15 protein-coding genes and 1 tRNA gene are annotated in these 16,438 nt (G+C 64.2%); 6 read left to right on the top strand and 10 right to left on the bottom strand.

What is annotated here, in order from left to right; genetic code table 11:
- Positions 1–16: 16 nt before the first annotated feature.
- Both FHR72_RS21435 and FHR72_RS21430 read left to right on the top strand, forming a co-directional pair.
- A complete protein-coding gene (locus FHR72_RS21435) occupies positions 17–1,435 on the top strand; it encodes an aldehyde dehydrogenase family protein (protein WP_260156166.1) in 1,419 nt (472 codons plus the stop codon).
- A 102-nt stretch (positions 1,436–1,537) separates the two neighbouring features.
- The gene (locus FHR72_RS21430) at positions 1,538–2,116 is read left to right on the top strand and encodes a TetR/AcrR family transcriptional regulator (RefSeq protein ID WP_183472118.1); all 579 of its coding nucleotides are present in this window, start codon (positions 1,538–1,540) and stop codon (positions 2,114–2,116) included.
- Positions 2,117–2,193: 77 nt separating this feature from the next.
- On the opposite strand, the gene FHR72_RS21425 is transcribed toward FHR72_RS21430, so the two are convergent.
- Positions 2,194–3,474, bottom strand: coding sequence for a cytochrome P450 (locus FHR72_RS21425; protein ID WP_183471925.1), 1,281 nt, complete (start codon positions 3,472–3,474; stop codon positions 2,194–2,196).
- The gene (locus FHR72_RS21420) at positions 3,471–3,695 is read right to left on the bottom strand and encodes a ferredoxin (RefSeq protein WP_183471923.1); all 225 of its coding nucleotides are present in this window, start codon (positions 3,693–3,695) and stop codon (positions 3,471–3,473) included. The genes FHR72_RS21425 and FHR72_RS21420 overlap by 4 nt, the downstream gene beginning before the upstream one ends.
- A gap of 286 nt (positions 3,696–3,981) precedes the next feature.
- Here FHR72_RS21420 and FHR72_RS21415 point away from each other — a divergent pair, with 286 nt between their 5' ends.
- The gene (locus tag FHR72_RS21415; protein WP_183472116.1) at positions 3,982–4,821 is read left to right on the top strand and encodes a mycofactocin-coupled SDR family oxidoreductase; all 840 of its coding nucleotides are present in this window, start codon (positions 3,982–3,984) and stop codon (positions 4,819–4,821) included.
- Positions 4,822–5,073: 252 nt separating this feature from the next.
- Here the strand turns inward: FHR72_RS21415 and FHR72_RS21410 are convergent, their stop codons facing one another.
- A complete protein-coding gene (locus FHR72_RS21410) occupies positions 5,074–6,189 on the bottom strand; it encodes a hypothetical protein (RefSeq protein WP_183471921.1) in 1,116 nt (371 codons plus the stop codon).
- Positions 6,190–6,257: 68 nt separating this feature from the next.
- A complete protein-coding gene (locus FHR72_RS21405; RefSeq protein ID WP_183471919.1) occupies positions 6,258–8,198 on the bottom strand; it encodes an SIR2 family protein in 1,941 nt (646 codons plus the stop codon).
- Between the two features lie 935 nt (positions 8,199–9,133).
- Between FHR72_RS21405 and FHR72_RS26635 the strand changes: the two genes are divergently transcribed.
- On the top strand, positions 9,134–9,412 hold the full coding sequence (locus tag FHR72_RS26635) for a tyrosine-type recombinase/integrase (RefSeq protein ID WP_260156160.1): 279 nt from the start codon (positions 9,134–9,136) through the stop codon (positions 9,410–9,412).
- A gap of 27 nt (positions 9,413–9,439) precedes the next feature.
- Positions 9,440–9,916, top strand: coding sequence for a hypothetical protein (locus tag FHR72_RS21395; protein WP_183471917.1), 477 nt, complete (start codon positions 9,440–9,442; stop codon positions 9,914–9,916).
- 78 nt (positions 9,917–9,994) lie between these two features.
- Here the strand turns inward: FHR72_RS21395 and FHR72_RS21390 are convergent.
- Positions 9,995–10,068: transfer RNA gene (locus tag FHR72_RS21390), tRNA-Pro, on the bottom strand.
- A gap of 96 nt (positions 10,069–10,164) precedes the next feature.
- Here FHR72_RS21390 and FHR72_RS21385 point away from each other — a divergent pair.
- On the top strand, positions 10,165–11,661 hold the full coding sequence (locus tag FHR72_RS21385; protein ID WP_183471915.1) for a cryptochrome/photolyase family protein: 1,497 nt from the start codon (positions 10,165–10,167) through the stop codon (positions 11,659–11,661).
- On the opposite strand, the gene FHR72_RS21380 is transcribed toward FHR72_RS21385, so the two are convergent.
- From FHR72_RS21380 to FHR72_RS21360, 5 genes are all read right to left on the bottom strand, one after another.
- The gene (locus tag FHR72_RS21380) at positions 11,641–12,576 is read right to left on the bottom strand and encodes a sulfite exporter TauE/SafE family protein (RefSeq protein ID WP_183471913.1); all 936 of its coding nucleotides are present in this window, start codon (positions 12,574–12,576) and stop codon (positions 11,641–11,643) included. The two genes, FHR72_RS21385 and FHR72_RS21380, sit on opposite strands and share 21 nt — an antisense overlap.
- 212 nt (positions 12,577–12,788) lie before the next feature.
- Entirely contained in the window at positions 12,789–13,556 is a 768-nt protein-coding gene (locus FHR72_RS21375; RefSeq protein WP_183472114.1) for a sulfite exporter TauE/SafE family protein, read from the bottom strand.
- Between the two features lie 25 nt (positions 13,557–13,581).
- Positions 13,582–15,015, bottom strand: coding sequence for a ribosome biogenesis GTPase Der (gene der / locus FHR72_RS21370; protein WP_183471911.1), 1,434 nt, complete (start codon positions 15,013–15,015; stop codon positions 13,582–13,584).
- Positions 15,012–15,698, bottom strand: coding sequence for a (d)CMP kinase (cmk, locus tag FHR72_RS21365; protein ID WP_183471909.1), 687 nt, complete (start codon positions 15,696–15,698; stop codon positions 15,012–15,014). Before cmk ends, der begins: the two co-directional genes overlap by 4 nt.
- The gene (locus FHR72_RS21360) at positions 15,695–16,438 is read right to left on the bottom strand and encodes a pseudouridine synthase (protein WP_183471907.1); all 744 of its coding nucleotides are present in this window, start codon (positions 16,436–16,438) and stop codon (positions 15,695–15,697) included. Before FHR72_RS21360 ends, cmk begins: the two co-directional genes overlap by 4 nt.

Here is a 16,438-nt window from a genome sequence, read left to right as displayed (position 1 = left end):
GGACACCCTCGGCCTTCTGGTGGGCACAGACCGCATCACCTCGACGGAGACTGTGCATCATCACATCTACCCCGCGACCGGTCAGCCCAATGCCTCGGTTGCGTTGGCGGGGGCCGCGGAGATGGATCGGGCCGTCCTCGCCGCAGGAGACGCTCAGCGTGAATGGGCTTCCCTGACCGTGGACGTACGTCGTGATCTGCTGATCGACCTCGCCGACGTCGTGCATCAGCGCCTCGACGAACTCGCTGTACTGAATGTCCAGGACTACGCCGTACCGCTGTCACTTGCCGGCACCGCCACTCTGTTGGAGAGCTTCCTGCGCCACTTCGCCGGGTATGCGGACAAAGTCTGCGGCGCGAGCACCCCGGTGAGCGGATGCTTCGATGTCAACCTCGTCGAACGTGAACCCTATGGGGTCGTCGGCATCATCGCCCCGTGGAACGGATCTCTGGTTGTTGCGGGTTCCTGTGTGGCTCCGGCGTTGGCTGCCGGAAACGCGGTCGTCTTCAAACCGTCGGAGTTGGCACCGCTGGCCGCACTGCGCTTCGGTGAGCTCTGCGTGGAGGCAGGCCTGCCCGCCGGCCTGGTGAACATCGTGCCGGCCGGTGCCGAGGGCGGCGACGCACTGGTGCGTCACCCGGCTGTTCGTAAGGTGCATTTCACGGGAGGCGGGGAAACGGCTCGCGCTGTACTGCGGGCTGCAGCCACAAATCTGACGCCGGTGGTCGCCGAACTAGGTGGCAAGTCGGCGAACATCGTATTCGCCGACGCCGACCTGGATCGAGCCGCAGTGCTGTCTGCGCATCAGGGGCCGTTGATGCAGTCCGGGCAGAGTTGCGCCTGTGCCAGCCGACTGCTGGTCCATGAATCCGTGTATGACGTCTTCGTCGAGAAATTCCTCGCGGTCATCGACTCAGCGGTCGTGGGCGACCCGATGCATCCGTCGACGAGGTTTGGGCCGGTCATCTCCGAGGCGTCGCTGCAACGCATTCTCGATGCAGTGGACACTGCCGCCGGCAGCGGCGCCGGCACCCTGCTCACCGGCGGCAGACGCATCGGAGGGCCGCTCGCACAGGGCTATTACCTTGAGCCCACGGTCCTCGGCGACGTGGACAACACATCGCCGATCGCGCAGCACGAGACCTTCGGCCCAGTGGTCTCCCTCATCCGATTCGGTGATGACGGCGAGGCGGTACGGATCGCCAACGATACGGCGTACGGCTTGAATGCCTTCCTGCACACGCGGGATCTGCGGCGCGCCCACCGCGTGGCCCGGGCTCTCGAATCAGGCTCGGTGTGGATCAATTCGATAAGCCGGATCTCGCCACAAGGACCGTACGGCGGATACAAACAGAGCGGCTTCGGGCGTACCGGCGGCGTCGAGGGTCTGTATGAATTCCTACAGGTCAAGAACATCCGACTCGGGCTGGACTGACCGTCTCCGTCGAACTGGTCGATAGACCAGACTGTTAGCATTCGTCATGCCCATCGTGGTGTGTTGTTCATGGTCACCCGGCCTGCCGATGGAGCGTGCGTGATGACGCCGGCACGAAAGCCCAGTGCACCGGACACCAACGCGCGGAACCGGCTGATCGAGGCGACAGCGCGAGTGATGCGGGACGAGGGTTACGCGGCCGCCACCTCGCGCCGGGTGGCTGCGGAAGCCGGCGTCAAGCAAGCCCTTGTCTACTATTACTTCCCCACCATGGACGACCTGTTCGTGGAGGTGCTGCGGGCCGGAGCCGATGCCTCGCTCGAACGGATGCGCGCCGCCCTCGTGGCTGACGATCCGCTGCGGACGTTGTGGGACATGAACAGTGACTCCCGCCTGACGGCGCTCAACACCGAATTCATGGCACTTGCGAACCACCGCAAAGCAATTCGTGCAGAGTTACGGGCGTACGCAGAACGGGTTCGTGACATCGAATCCGCGGCGGTCACCGTTGCGATGCGCGCACGGGGCCTGGACACCGACAAATATCCGCCGGTGGCGATCTCGATGCTCATCGCACAAATAGCACGCAGCCTGTGCAACGAGGATTCCGTCGGGGTCAATCTCGGGCATGCCGAGATGCGCGCTTTTGTCGAGGCGCGCTTGAAGGAGCTCGGTGACTAGCCGCCCGTCGTGCACGTAGCCCGTCGCGTTGCGTCGGCGATGCGCTCAGGTGTTCTCGCCAGCCCACCGGCACGCGTTCAGGACGCGGGGGTGTATTCGATGCGTAACTGCGTCAGACCCCGTAGCAGGAACGTTGGTTCGTAGGTGTAGTCGCGCCGACCGGCTGGGCCGTGCACCGACTCGTCAATCCGGATGTCAGCCAGGCGATCCAACATCCGCCGGACAGTGATCTGTCCTTCGACGCGCGCCAGGGGTGCGCCGGCACAGGTGTGGATTCCGCGACCGAAAGCAATGTGCTCGCGGACGTTCTTTCGATCGGGCCGGAACTCGTGCGGATCCTCGAATTTGGCGGGGTCTCGGTTGGCCGCACCCAGGCACAGCATCACGACGCTGCCTGCGGGCAGGTGTACGCCGCCCAGTGAGGTGGTGCGCCGCACCAGTCTGAAGTCGATTTTGGTCGGTGAGTGCATCCGCAGTGACTCCTCGATGAACGTCGGTATGCCCTCGGGATTTGCACGCAGTTGCTGCTGATACTCGGGACGGTCGCCCAGAGTCTGGACCGCAGCACTCAGCAGCTTGGTGACAGTTTCCTGCCCGGCGGCGAACAGAAAGGTCGCGGGTTTGGCCACCTCAAGGATCTCAGGAGTGGATCCGTCGGGGTAAAGCGCGGTCGCCATCCCCGACAGCACGTCACCGCGTGGCTCCCGTCTGCGTTCAGCCAGATAGCCGCAGAACTTGTCGTCGAGGTACTGCAGCGGGTCGAGCCCGACGGGCTCGCCGTCGAGCGCGCCGACGCGGTTGCCCTCGGGACGTTCTGCGCCGAGCGCTGCCAGGAATTCCGGCCGGTCCTCCTGGGGAACCCCCAGCAGGTCGATGATGGCGGAAGTCGCGAAGGGCTTCGCGTACTCGGACAGGAATTCGCAGCGGCCCTTACCGATGATGGCGTCGAGCTGGCTGTCGACCAATTGCCACATGTAGTCCTCGTTCTCCTTCAACCGTCGTGGCGTCAGGAGTTTTGCGAGCAGGGAACGCGCACGCTCATGAGCCGGCGGGTCCATGACCACCATGTGCTCATGAATCGGGAACAGGTGTCGGTGTGCCTCGATCTGATCACTGATGTCGTCGCCCTCCGGGGTGAAAGGCAACGGGGGGAAGGGGCCGCCGATGGCGTTCACCGCTGAGAACGATGCATGATCTTTGAAGGCGGCCATCACCTCCTGGTAGCCCGTCACCGCGAAGACGCCGAAATGCGGTTCCCGGGTGACCGGGCCCTGCTCACGCAGATAATCCCAATACTCGTAAGGACTCTGGCTGACGTCCGGGTCGGCGAAGAAGTTCACGGAGGCGAGGTCGGTCATCGGACGGGCTGTCCTTTCAAGTCTTCGACGAGGGCGATGGCTCCCCGTGGGCAGGCATCGATGGCGGCGGCGGCCTGATCCCACTGATCGTTGGAGGGTTGCGCAACGCATTCTGCGACGTCGTCGTCGGACAGAATGAAGATCTCCGGCGCTGACTGGAGACAGAGGGCGTGCCCTTCGCACAGCCGCCGGTCCACCCGCAAGCGCCTGGGCGTCGTCATGACCTGCCGTCCATCTGACGCATCGATTCCCCATTCTTGATCGATCGACCAGTTCGATTGTACGGGCCATGCTTATCATTTCGGTGGCTGACGGTCAATGGAGTCGCCTGAGATGGCGGGCCTGCGGGATGCGCAGATATCCGTTGATCCACCTTTCCGCTGGGTTTCTCAGCCGCAGAGACGCACCGCTGGGCTGAAACCTGCGGTTGACGGCGCTTCATTTCGGTGCAACTCTTCCTGATCGACCGACCAACACCTAGTTCTCCGAGAAGAAATGAGTTGCCATATGGCTGGAAGAGTCGAGGGCAAGGTTGCCTTCATCACCGGCGCAGCACGCGGTCAGGGCCGGAGTCACGCGGTGCGGCTCGCCCAAGAGGGCGCCGACATCATCGCGGTGGACATCTGCGGCCCGATCAGCGAGGACGCGCAGATTGCCCCGTCCACGCCTGGCGACCTGGCTGGGACCGCCGATCTGATCAAAGGTCTTGATCGGCGCATCGTCACTGCCGAAGTCGACGTCCGCGACTACGACGCGCTCAAGGCCGCCGTCGACGGCGGAGTCGAGCAACTCGGGCGTCTCGACATCGTGGTGGCCAACGCCGGTATCGGCAATGGGGGGCAGACGCTGGACAAGACCCGCGAGGAGGACTGGGATGACATGCTCGCCATCAATCTCTCCGGCGTGTGGAAATCGGTGAAAGCGGCTGTCCCGCATATTATCTCCGGCGGCGACGGTGGCTCGATCGTGCTCACCAGCTCGGTCGGCGGCCTCAAGGCCTACCCGCACACCGGCCACTACATCGCCGCCAAGCACGGCGTCATCGGCCTGATGCGTACTTTCGCCGTCGAGCTCGGCCAACACTCGATCCGCGTCAACGCGGTCTGTCCCACGAACGTGAACACGCCGATGTTCATGAATGAGGGCACGATGAAGCTGTTCCGCCCTGACCTGGACAATCCGGGACCGGACGACATGGCCGTCGTCGCGCAGATGATGCATGTGCTTCCTGTCGGCTGGGTGGAGCCGGTCGACATCAGCAATGCCGTGCTGTTCCTCGCGTCCGACGAATCACGCTATGTCACGGGTCTGCCCGTGACGGTCGACGCAGGAAGCATGCTGAAGTAGGGAGCAACCCAGCCGGAAGAGAAATCTGCACCCCGCCTCCGGTATGGCCGACGGTACGAGCAGCGGCACCAAATACATAAAACCCGCTCTGACTCTGGTCCCGCAGTGGGTACCGGTGGACGGTCGTATTGGCTGACTGCCGAGGATGTCGATGCATGGATGCGCAGCACTCCGCACGAGCCGTCGCGCACGAACTATCCGCGTAGACCCCTGCCGTACCCGGGTATTGAGATGCGGCATTGAGGCACGCCTCTATCGGTACCAATCCGCCACCCGGTCATCGCTTGCTCGCGCAGCTTCCCACCTGCGAGCGTCCAACGGATGGAGGACCAACTGTTTGCCAGAGATCGACAGAGGGGGACCATAACCGGGAAAGGCGGGTGCCGACTGTGATGGCTCGACCGTGGGCCACTGAGCGCCATGTTGCACGATCGCCTCAGGATTCGCCCGCCGCGCGTCCCAGCACGTGACCATTTCTTGCACCACCGCTTCGATCATCTTGGTGGTCGAATCGCACAACCCCTCCAGGATCTCCTGCGAACCAACCGGGATGAAAGCATCGAAGAACGGCTTCTTAGGAGGCCTGCCGCCGAAAACAAGCGACTGAAGCTCGCTCCACTTTGGAGCGCGGTAGAACAACCGGGTCAGTCTTGTGCCCGCCGTAACGTTGAGCTTCGTCCCCACCGCTCGATGCGACATCGCGTTGCGAGTAGCTCGCATCCACGGGAACCAATCAGTCGGGCCGAACTGCTGCCACTCGTGCACGGGTTTCACAAGTGCTTCCTGAATTGCACGCCCAGCCGTCTCAACCGGCTGCAGAACCGTACTTCTCTGATTCCCCGCCTTTAGCATCTCGGCGTACTGCTCGAGCGTGCTCCAATAGATGCCGGTTATTTCGCCTGGAATCTCAAAACCTCCAACAATCATTGCCGCTGCCGCCAACCGGTCCAGCGACTGACCGAGGTGAAAGAAGCAGTTTTCAGCCGAAGACGTGATCGTCATGCGCCGTCGCCGAGCTTGCGCGTCCTGAGGCAGCACTGCCATGAGAGATTGCGCGTTCTGTCGTTTCGACTGGGCTGCGGCTCTCCAAACAGTCCGAAGGGAGTGCTCCTCGGCGTACATCGATTGCCGGTGAATCTGAGCGGAAAGTGACGCTGACAATAGAGCGTCCTCTGCCCCCTGTAGCGACTGGAGCAAGTAGTCAGCCAACAGGGTCAGCGTTTTCCAATCGGAATGACCTGACCACCACGGGAAGGCGCCGTTCTCAAGATCTAGCTCGCTCACGAGCTTCTCCACGAAGCGGCTCAAGCTCGCCGTTGCGGGCAGCACTCGTTGCTCGTATTCGTCGCGGTCATCTGGGGTCGTCATACAAAATAAGGCTAGTTAGACGCGCGAAGGGTTGCATGCTGCTTAGGTGGATTTGCCGCAGGCAGTATCTACTCGTCCGGACCTGCTTTGCCGGTGTCCAGCCAGAAAGCGGATGGAACAAATCCTGCTGTGTTGACGGGCGTCGCAGCGAACTGCAGCTGACGGCCCTGATGGCCGGCAGCCGCGCTGACAGCTCGAAGGGCTACGAAAAGCTTCAGCGGTGGAATACTCCAGCCGGAGCTGACCGGGTGCTGTGCGCCGACTCGTTGGACGTCTTCGGCGAGGTTCTCAGCTACTGCACAGCCCCACTTCGTACCGGTCGGCTCGTGATCAAGTATGCGTCCTGACGCCAAGAGATAAGCGCCACGGGGATCACAGAGGTGCCCAATCCTTTTCAACGTTTTGTTTCGTTCTCTACGGAGATAAACCTCGGTGGGTGTCCTCAACGCAGAATCTTCTGTTGGAGTTGATGGGAGTTCGTATTCGTCCATCTCATCGGCGAAATCGGGATGTGCGAGTATCTCTCTGCACAGTCTTAACACCTCGAACGTCTGGAGCGCCTCGTCGATGACACCTCGGCTGAGCCCCAAGCCTTCCTCGCCAATAGATCTGATTACCGCGTGGAATTTGCCTACCCGCTGATCGTCGAGAAGGGTTGCAGCTGTGAGCAACTCGTAGAAAGGTCGACGAACTCGGTCTGTCCTGTGGCCGCGAAGTTCAAGGATCTGCGCGAGCAGCCCGTACCGCCCATGGGCAGTCGCACCTAGGCACGCGGAGTAGAAGACGATCGATGCAGGAATCAGGGGAAGCTCTATAAGTCGAATTGTGCCGCTGAGCAATCGGGTCCGGGCCAACTTCTCAACCGGCGATCTCCACCAAGTTAAAGCCGAGTCCGGCCCCCAGTAACAGAGAACGGCCACGCTGCCGGCGGCGATACGGCTGGCCTCAAACACCCCGTCGAGATGGGTTTGATACCGGGCATTGTCGTCGTCCATATACTTGTCCAAATTGAGCGCAGGATTGGCGCGCAGCTCGTCAAATTCGGCTGCGAGCATATCGTGCGAAGAAATGGCGGGGAACTGTTCGGACAGTTCGCGTTTGATTCTGCTGGCGGCGACAGCCAACGAGAGTGGATGTCGCGCAACGCGTTCCCGCATTGACTGGACCTGATCGGCAAGCCGCCCGAAAGCATCGTCAGCCTTCGCGTCTAGCTTCAACGCTTTCTTGCTTGTAATCAGTCCTTGGGCAGCTGGCGATAGCTGTCCGGGCGAGATCCAACCCATCGTGTAGATCGAGCGGTATTTGGCGGATACGGCATCCCGTAACGCGTGGTCGTGTTCCGCGGACCAGCCGGCGACTAGTAGCCCGTAATCGGAGATGATCTGCTCGAGAAGTGCCGTCATGCTTGGGCCGTAGCCGCTCAGCTCGACAATAGTGTTCTTCATTGAAGCGGCGTTCAGGTAGTCGCCATGGAGGTGAATTACGCACTGATCGATGGTATGAAGGGGCGTGAGCCCTTCGGCGTCTGCTTCTGTAGCGACTATCGTCGGCTCAATATCGAGCTCCCTTAAGGCTCGCTCAAGATGGCGGTCGAAGTTCATGGTGACAGCGACGCGCACTGCACCTCCCGCCATTAGTCTGGCAATGGATCTATGGGCGAGCGACGGAGCGGGACTGTCCCCCTCCAACGACGCCTCGAAATACCCCTTTAAGAGGCTCTGCCTCTCGGTAGGCGTGAGGGCTAGGCGCTCGACGATCTCGCTGTAGCTCGGTGTCTTCCCGAACCGCTCCTCGTACCACGGCGCCGCCGTCGAAGGCGTTATCTCGTAGCCGTCATCGCTTTGCTGCGCAATCTGCGCAACGAGGTCGACGACGATATCCCAGGCTGTTGGGAGCCCGGCTCCTCGGGAAACACCAGCCCCGGCTAAGACTGCGTAAGCGCCAGGGTTTGAAAAAAGAGAGAAAGCCAGCGGAAGGTATGGGTCATCAAGAAGCAGATTGGTAACCATCATTTGTGAGATTACGTCCGCTTGGACCCAGCGCACGCACGCAGCACTCCCCTAGGGTCACCGGCGGTGACGGTGGATCGCCGCACCTCGTGTCAGACACATCCGCTACTTTCTCGGCCATGAACGACACCGCCGCACAGTGGGCCACCACCGCAGCCAACGAGTTCCGGGCTGTCGCTCGCAGCACCCAGAATGCTTCCACGCGGGAGTTGGCGAACGGGTAAACCCACCTGGCAGAGGCCATTCGGGCCATGGCTGGCGAAACTGGCACGGGGTAGCCCTAGCGGGTCTGTTACTTAGGTGAGCGCTAACACAAGACAGGGGGAACGACTATGGAGATGGCGCCGCCACCACCTTGGGTCGAGGGGTTACCTCAAGATGAGCGTGGATTCTATGTCTTAGCGGAGGCTGGTTACCTCAGTGGAAAACCCACCTTCAGTAGGAACGACATGGACCGGACGGTTGCTTTAGCAATTAACCGGGCGTGCGCGTTGTGCGGCTTCGAGATGGCAGAGGGGCACCGCGTCTATCGAACATTCTCCCAAGGCGATGCTGCTGACATCCGGATAGAACAGAGCGACCACACCCACGACACTGCAGGCCCACTCCATCTCTCCTGTGCGCTGTATTCCTCGATCGTCTGCCCATACCTGAGGGAGCGAACTTCCCGCCTAGGCAAGGCGAGCAGGGTCAACCCCGGTGGCCGACGGGGCACTCTGGCTGCTCATGGGATTCGAGAACTTTGGCCTGATGGTTCTCGAGCAACTCAACCCAAACCCTGGAGCGCAACCGCCGAACTTCATGATCGCGTTCCTAACACTCCGAGACGACATCCGTTACCGGGACGGAGAAGAGCTATTGCCAAACTGAAGGCCTGGCGCAAACAGCAAGTGGCCGAACGGCTCGCGGCGGGTGATCGGTAGACCGACGCCAAAATGGTATTCGCCACGGAGCTAGGCACGATGGTCGATCCGCGCAATCTCCTGCGCACCGTCGAACTCGCGGCCGCGAAGGCCGGAATCGAGAAGGTCGGCGCTCACACGATGCGCCACAGCGCAGCGGTCGCTTGGCTGGAATCAGGCGTGCACATCACGGCCGCGGCCGATCTACTCGGACATTCCTCAATCCGCATTACCGACGATCTTTACGGCCTTACCTCGGACGACACCGCGCGAGCTGCGGTCAACGGTTTAGGGACCGTACTTGGCCTCTGAGCTCATGCTTAGCGCATACTGCGCTTCGTGTGGGCAACAGTATTCGCGGGTCTGGCAGTCGCAGGCACTGTCACAAATTTCCTTTATACGCAGTGGGCGATAACCCGCAGGGACACAATTAAGTGGCGGCGCGAAGAGCTGCAGAAGCTCGTAAGTAATCTTCTCCAGCTGTCTCGAGACCGTCAGAGTGACCTCGGGGATGAATACGAAGCGTACGTATCGAACTTCAGCTCACGCCTGCCCGGCCGAGAGGAGCGAAAGACCAAGCAGCACGTGTGGCAGATGGAGTTGATCGTGGAGCAGATCCGGCTGTTAGACGATGAACTCGCGGAAAGCGCAAAAGCCGTATGGAAAGCCCATGCGGATGCGGAGTGGGACTACGCCTCGCTTCAAGAAGAGGTCGATCCTATGGAGGAACTTAAGGTGCTGTCGGCCAGCGGCCTCGATGAGCTACATCGTGCATTGATCACAGACTTCCGCCGCATCGCGAAACTTCCGTCGTGAACTCGGTTTGGGTTACAGGGATTGGGTAAGGACGGAAAAAGACACCTTCCAAACTTCGGAAAGTGCCTCTGACCTTCGTCGGGCTGACAGGATTTGAACCTGCGACCACTTGACCCCCAGTCAAGTGCGCTACCAAGCTGCGCCACAGCCCGCGGTGCCTCCGGGATCGCCGGCGGCGGTCGAAAGCTTACAGCAGGCTTACCGCTAGATCCCAACCGCGTCGACGGCGTCGGTACGGGTACTTCCACATGGTGACGACGACGCGCGACGACACTCCCCTGTGGCTGTTCGCCGACCAGCTCGGGCCGGCCGTGTACGGCGGCGAGCACGCCCACCGCGAGGTCGTTCTCATCGAAGCGACGTCGGCGCTGGCGAAGCGCCGCTACCACCGCCAGAAGCTGCACCTGGTCCTGTCCGCCCTGCGCCACGCCGACCGCGACCTCGGAGACCGCGCCACGTTGATCAAGGCCGCCACCTACACCGAGGGCCTGAACCGCATCAGACGTCCCGTGCTCGTCCATCAACCGACGTCCCATGCCGCCGAAGCGTTCGTCAACCGACTTCAGGAGCGGGGGCTCGTCGCCGAGGTCCTCCCCACCCCCACCTTCGCGCTGCCCCGCAAGGACTTCGAGACCTGGGCCGGGGAACGGACCCGCTTCCGGATGGAGGACTTCTACCGCGACCAGCGCCGCCGGTTCGACGTCTTGATGAACGGTGCCGACCCCGTCGGGAATCGATGGAACTTCGACGAGGACAACCGGGAGCCACCGCCGAAGAAGCAGGCGCGACTCGATGTGCCCGCCCCCTACAAACCTCGCGAGGACGACATCGACGAACAGGTCCGCCGCGACCTGGACGCCATGGACCTCGACACCGTCGGTGCCGACGGACCCCGCCTGTTCGCCGTCACCCCCGGCGAGGCGAAGCGGGCACTGACGCGGTTCATCGATCAGCGCCTACCCACCTTCGGCCGCTACGAAGACGCCATCATGAGCGAAGACTGGGCCATGGCGCACTCGCTGCTGTCGGTGCCGCTGAACCTGGGCGTTCTCCACCCGCTCGACGCCGTCGAGGCTGCCGAGCAGGCCTACCGCGACAACGCGGCCCCGCTGTCGGCGGTCGAGGGATTCATCCGGCAGATCCTGGGCTGGCGCGAATACATGTGGCACCTCTACTGGCATTTCGGTCCCGACTACACCGGCGAGAACAACGAGCTGAAGGCCCGGACTCCGCTGCCCGACTGGTGGGCCGACCTCGACGCCGACGCGGTCACCGCGCAGTGTCTGCACCACGCACTCAAGGGCGTCCACGATCGCGGCTGGACCCACCACATCCAGCGCCTGATGATCCTGGGCAGCCACGCGCTGCAACGCGGCTACCGCCCCGACGAACTCACCGAATGGTTCGCCACCGCCTATGTGGACGGCTTCCGCTGGGTGATGCCCACCAACGTGGTCGGCATGAGCCAGCACGCCGACGGCGGACTCCTCGCTACCAAGCCCTACACCTCGGGCGGGGCCTACATCAACAAGATGAGCGACCACTGCGGCGACTGTGCCTACGACCCCAAGAAGCGTGTCGGCGAGGACGCCTGCCCGTTCACCGCCGGCTACTGGGCCTTCACACATCGCCACCGTGACCGGCTCTCGAAGAACATGCGCACCCGGCGCGCGGTGTCGTCGATGGAACGTCTCAGCGACCTCGACGCGGTGCTGGAGCAGGAATCAGCGCGCGACCGGTTCTGACTCCGGGTCGGTCTGCGCTGCGTCGACCGGATCTGCAGTCGCCGGCGCGAACCGCGGTGCCCGCGAGACGCGCCACGCGTGGACCACCAGAGACACCCACGCCACGACGATCAATAAGTAGATGGCCGTCGACCACGGCCAGTGGATGTCGAAGAAGTGCACCAGCTTCTGGCTGTTGGTCAGCACGATCACGCCGCCGACCGCGGTGCCGAGGAGGGCCGGGCTGATCCGGCTGACCAGCCACGCTGCCAGCGGCGCAGCGATGACGCCGCCGACCATGAGCCCGACGACCACCGGCCAGTTCTGCAGGAATTCCTCCCGCAGTCCGACGAGGAAGCCCAGCGACGCCGACACCGCAACAAGGAATTCCGAGGCGCTGACCGACCCGATGACGGTCCGTGGGGCCGTCTTTCCCTGCGAGAGCAGCGTGCTGGTGGTCACCGGGCCCCACCCGCCGCCGCCGGAGGCGTCGATGAATCCGCCGAACAGGCCGAGGGGTGCCAGAAATTTCGCGCTGTGGCTGCTGCCCCGCGTGCCGATGGTCAGCGGTGTGCGCAAGGAGAACCGCAGCAACACGTAGGTACCGATCGCGACCAGGATCGCGGCCATCAGGGGCGCGGCATGCTCGGTCGACAGAGACGACAACACCGTCGCGCCGAGGAACGCGCCGACGGCACCGGGTGCACCGAGCTTGCCGACGATCGCCCAGTCGATGTTCTTGAACTTCCAGTGCGACAGGCCCGAGGCGAAGGTGGTGCCGACCTCGGCGAGGTGCACCGCGGCGCTGGCTTGCGCGGCGCCGACATTGGAAAGCACCAGCAGCGTGGTGGCGGTGACGCCGAACGCCATCCCGAGCGCGCCGTCGACGAGTTGGGCTCCGACGCCGACGAGGGTGAAGATGAGGAGCGAACGCATGGCTGCTTTCGGGGGCTGCGGTCAGCAAGCGCGACCGGACGGACGGGTGGGGAGCGTCAGGGACGCGGACGACACCACTCGTCGAACGCCATCAGGCGGCGTGACGGCCAGAAGGGCTCGAGCGCGGACACGTCAGACGGCGCCGGCGTGACCAGCACGCGATCTGCCATCGTGAACCCATCGTCGAGACTTACCCGGAAACCTTCGAAAGCCTACACGGTCAACAACCGATAGAGCCCGATCAATCCCACCACCACGATCACGGCCCGCAGCACATTCGGCGATAAGCGCCGACCGTAGTGCGCACCCACGAATCCGCCGAGCAGCGACCCGACCGCGATGAGGCCCGCCGCAGCCCAGCTGATGCGGTCGAATGCGACCGCGGTGTAGGCCACCGCGGCCACGATGTTGACGACCAGCGACAGCAGGTTCTTCGCCGCATTCATGCGCTGCATGTCCTCGGGCAGAAGTGCGCCCATCACCGCGATCAGCAGGATGCCCTGTGCGGCGGTGAAGTAGCCGCCGTACACGCCGACGGCGAAGGTCCCCGCCACCAGCGCTGTCATCCGCGCTGCGGACACCCGGTCGGCGGCGCGTCCCGAGGCCTCTGCGCGGCGTTTCGCCCAGGCCTGGATCCTCGGGCCGACCACCACCAGCACCAGGGCCAGGATCAGAAGTGCGGGGACGATCTGGATGAACACCCGCTCGGGCAGGTGCAGGAGCAGCCATGCCCCGCCGGCGGCGCCGACGAAGGACGCCGGGAGCTGCCAGCGCAGGCGGCTCCACTGCCCCCGCAGTTCGCGCCGATAGCCCCACGTGCCCGACACCCCGCCTGCGACGAGACCCACGGCGTTCGACATGGTCGCCGTCACCGGTGGGAAGCCCAGCGCCACGAGGGTCGGGAAAGTGATGAGCGTGCCGGAGCCGACGATGGCGTTGATCGCCCCCGCCCCGACACCGGCCAGCGCGATGAGAACCATGTCGAGTGCAGACACTCGACCGACCCTATCGGCGCTTGGGGCCCCGCTTCTCCCGCACCCGGACGTTGATCCGGATCGGGCTGCCCTCGAAGCCGAACGTCTCGCGCAGCCGCCGCTCCAGGAACCGGCGGTAACCCGCCTCGAGGAAGCCGGTGGTGAAGAGTACGAAGGTCGGAGGGCGGGCGGTCGCCTGGGTGGCGAACAGGATCCGTGGCTGCTTTCCGCCGCGCACCGGCGGTGGTGTGGCGGCGACGACCTCTTTGAGGAAGTTGTTCAACTGGCCTGTGGTGATGCGCTTGTCCCAGGACGCCAGTGAGGTCTCCAGCGCCGGCACGAGCTTCTGCACGGCGCGGCCGGTCTTGGCCGAGATGTTCACCCGGGGAGCCCACTGCAGCTGCGCGAGCTGCAGGTCGATCTCCCGGTCGAGCAGGTAGCGGCGATCCTCGTCGACGAGATCCCATTTGTTGAACGCGAGTACCAGCGCTCGGCCCGCCTCGATGACCATCGACAGGACGCGCTGGTCCTGTTCGGTCAGCGGCTGCGAGGCGTCGACGAGCACGATCGCGACCTCGGCCGAATCGATCGCGCCGTGGGTGCGCACGGAGGCGTAGAACTCGTGGCCGCTGGCCTGGCCGACCTTGCGGCGCAGGCCCGCCGTGTCGACGAACCGCCAGAGCTTGCCGTCCATCTCGATCAACGAATCGACGGGGTCGACGGTCGTACCGGCCACATCGTGGACGACTGACCGCTCGTCGCCCGAAAGTCGGTTCAGCAGTGAAGATTTGCCGACGTTCGGTTTGCCGATCAGCGCGACACGACGGGGCCCTCCCCCGCCGCCGCCCGCGACCTCCGAGATCGTCGGGAGCGCCTCGATGACCGTGTCGAGCAGGTCGGCCACCCCGCGACCGTGGATGGCGCTGATCGTGTGCGGCTGCCCGAGGCCGAGTGACCACAGGGCCGCGGCGTCCGCCTCGCCCCGCTCGTTGTCGACCTTGTTGGCGGCCAGGAACACCGGTTTGCCCGAGCGCTGGAGCAGTTTCGCCGCCGCCTCGTCGGCCGCGGTCGCCCCGACCACGGAATCGACGACGAAGATGATGGCGTCGGCGGTCCGCATCGCCACCGAAGCCTGCTCGGCGACGAGCTGCTGCAAGCCCTTGGCGTCGGGTTCCCACCCGCCGGTGTCCTGCACGACGAAGCGTTGCCCCGACCAGCTCGCGTCGTAGGAGACGCGGTCGCGGGTCACCCCGGGGATGTCCTGGACGACCGCCTCCCGGCGGCCGAGGATCCGGTTCACCAGAGTGGACTTCCCGACGTTCGGACGGCCGACGACGGCCACCACCGGCGGCGGCGCCGCCGCTTCGTCGATGGCCTCGGCGACGTCTGCGTCCTCCGACCACTGCTCCCAGTCGCCTTCGTCGAACCAGACGCCGTCGGCGCCGGCGCTGTTCTCTTCGGTCATCGGGGCGCACCAACTTTCTGTTCGACCAGCTCGGTCAGGTGCGCGACGACCTCGTCCTGGCTCATGTCACTGGTGTCGACGACGACCGCGTCGTCGGCGGCCCGCAGCGGAGAGACCGCGCGGGTGGAGTCGAGGTGATCCCGGCGCCGCACATCGGCCAGGACGTCCTCGTAGTCGCTGGCAAGCCCTCTGGCGATGTTCTGGTCGTGGCGCCGCTGTGCGCGCACCTCCGCCGAGGCGGTCAGGAAGATCTTCACGTCCGCGTCCGGCAGCACGACGGTGCCGATGTCGCGTCCCTCGACGACGACATTGCCCGGCGCGGAGGCGAGTTCGCGCTGGAGGTCGACCAGCCGCGCACGGACCTCGGGCACCGCCGAGACCGCCGAGACGGCCTTGGTGACCGCGTCGCCGCGGATCTCTGCCGACACATCCTCGCCCGCGAGGAAGGAAATGTCCTCCCCGGGCTCATGTCCCACCGCCAGTTCCACACCGTCGACCGCGGCCGCGATAGCCGCCGGGTCGGCCAGATCGATCCCCGAACGCAGCACGCTCAGGGTGACGATGCGGTACATCGCACCCGTGTCGAGGTAACCGGCCTGCAGTGCCGACGCCAAACCCCGTGCGACGGAGGACTTTCCGGTGCCCGCCGGCCCGTCGATCGCGATCACCAGGGAATGGCTCACAAGCCCACCGCCTTGTACAGTTCGCCGATCTCCTTCTGGGTCAGCACACGGATGCTGCCCGGCCGCTGGTCGCCCAGCGTGACCGCGCCGATGTCGGTGCGCACCAGTTCCTGCACGGGGAATCCGACCTCGGCCAACAGGCGCCGGACGATGCGCTTGCGCCCCTCGTGCAGCGTCACCCGCACCAGGGTGCGGCCCGGGACCGTGTCGACCACCGCGAAGTCGTCGAGCCGAACCGGGCCGTCGTCGAGCTCGATCCCGTCGCGCAGCTTGCGGCCCAGTCCGCGCGGCACCGTTCCCATCACGGTGGCCACATACGATTTGGGCACCTCGAACGAGGGGTGCATGAGCCGGTGGGCGAGCTCGCCGTCGTTGGTCAACAGCAGCAGGCCCTCGGTGTCGGCGTCGAGGCGCCCCACATGGAACAGCTTCTTGTTGCCACGGACCCGGTGCTCGACTAGGTCGCCGACGCAGGGTCGGCCACGGTCGTCGGACATCGTGGAATGCATGCCGCGCGGTTTGTTGATCGCCAGATGCACCAGCGTGTCGTCGACGGTGATGCGGGCGCCGTCGACCCGGATCACCGAGACCGACGGATCCACGCGGGTACCGAGCTCGGTGACGATCCGGTCGTCGATCTCCACGCGTCCGTCCAGGATCATCTTCTCGGCGACCCGGCGCGACGCAATTCCCGCCTGTGACAACACCTTCTGGAGGCGTACGCCGTCGTTGTCCGTCAT

Source organism: Mycolicibacterium iranicum, from assembly GCF_014190915.1.
Taxonomy (GTDB): domain Bacteria; phylum Actinomycetota; class Actinomycetes; order Mycobacteriales; family Mycobacteriaceae; genus Mycobacterium; species Mycobacterium iranicum_B.
Note: the sequence above shows the minus strand (reverse complement) of the source record. Positions and strands in the feature narration are given on the sequence as shown.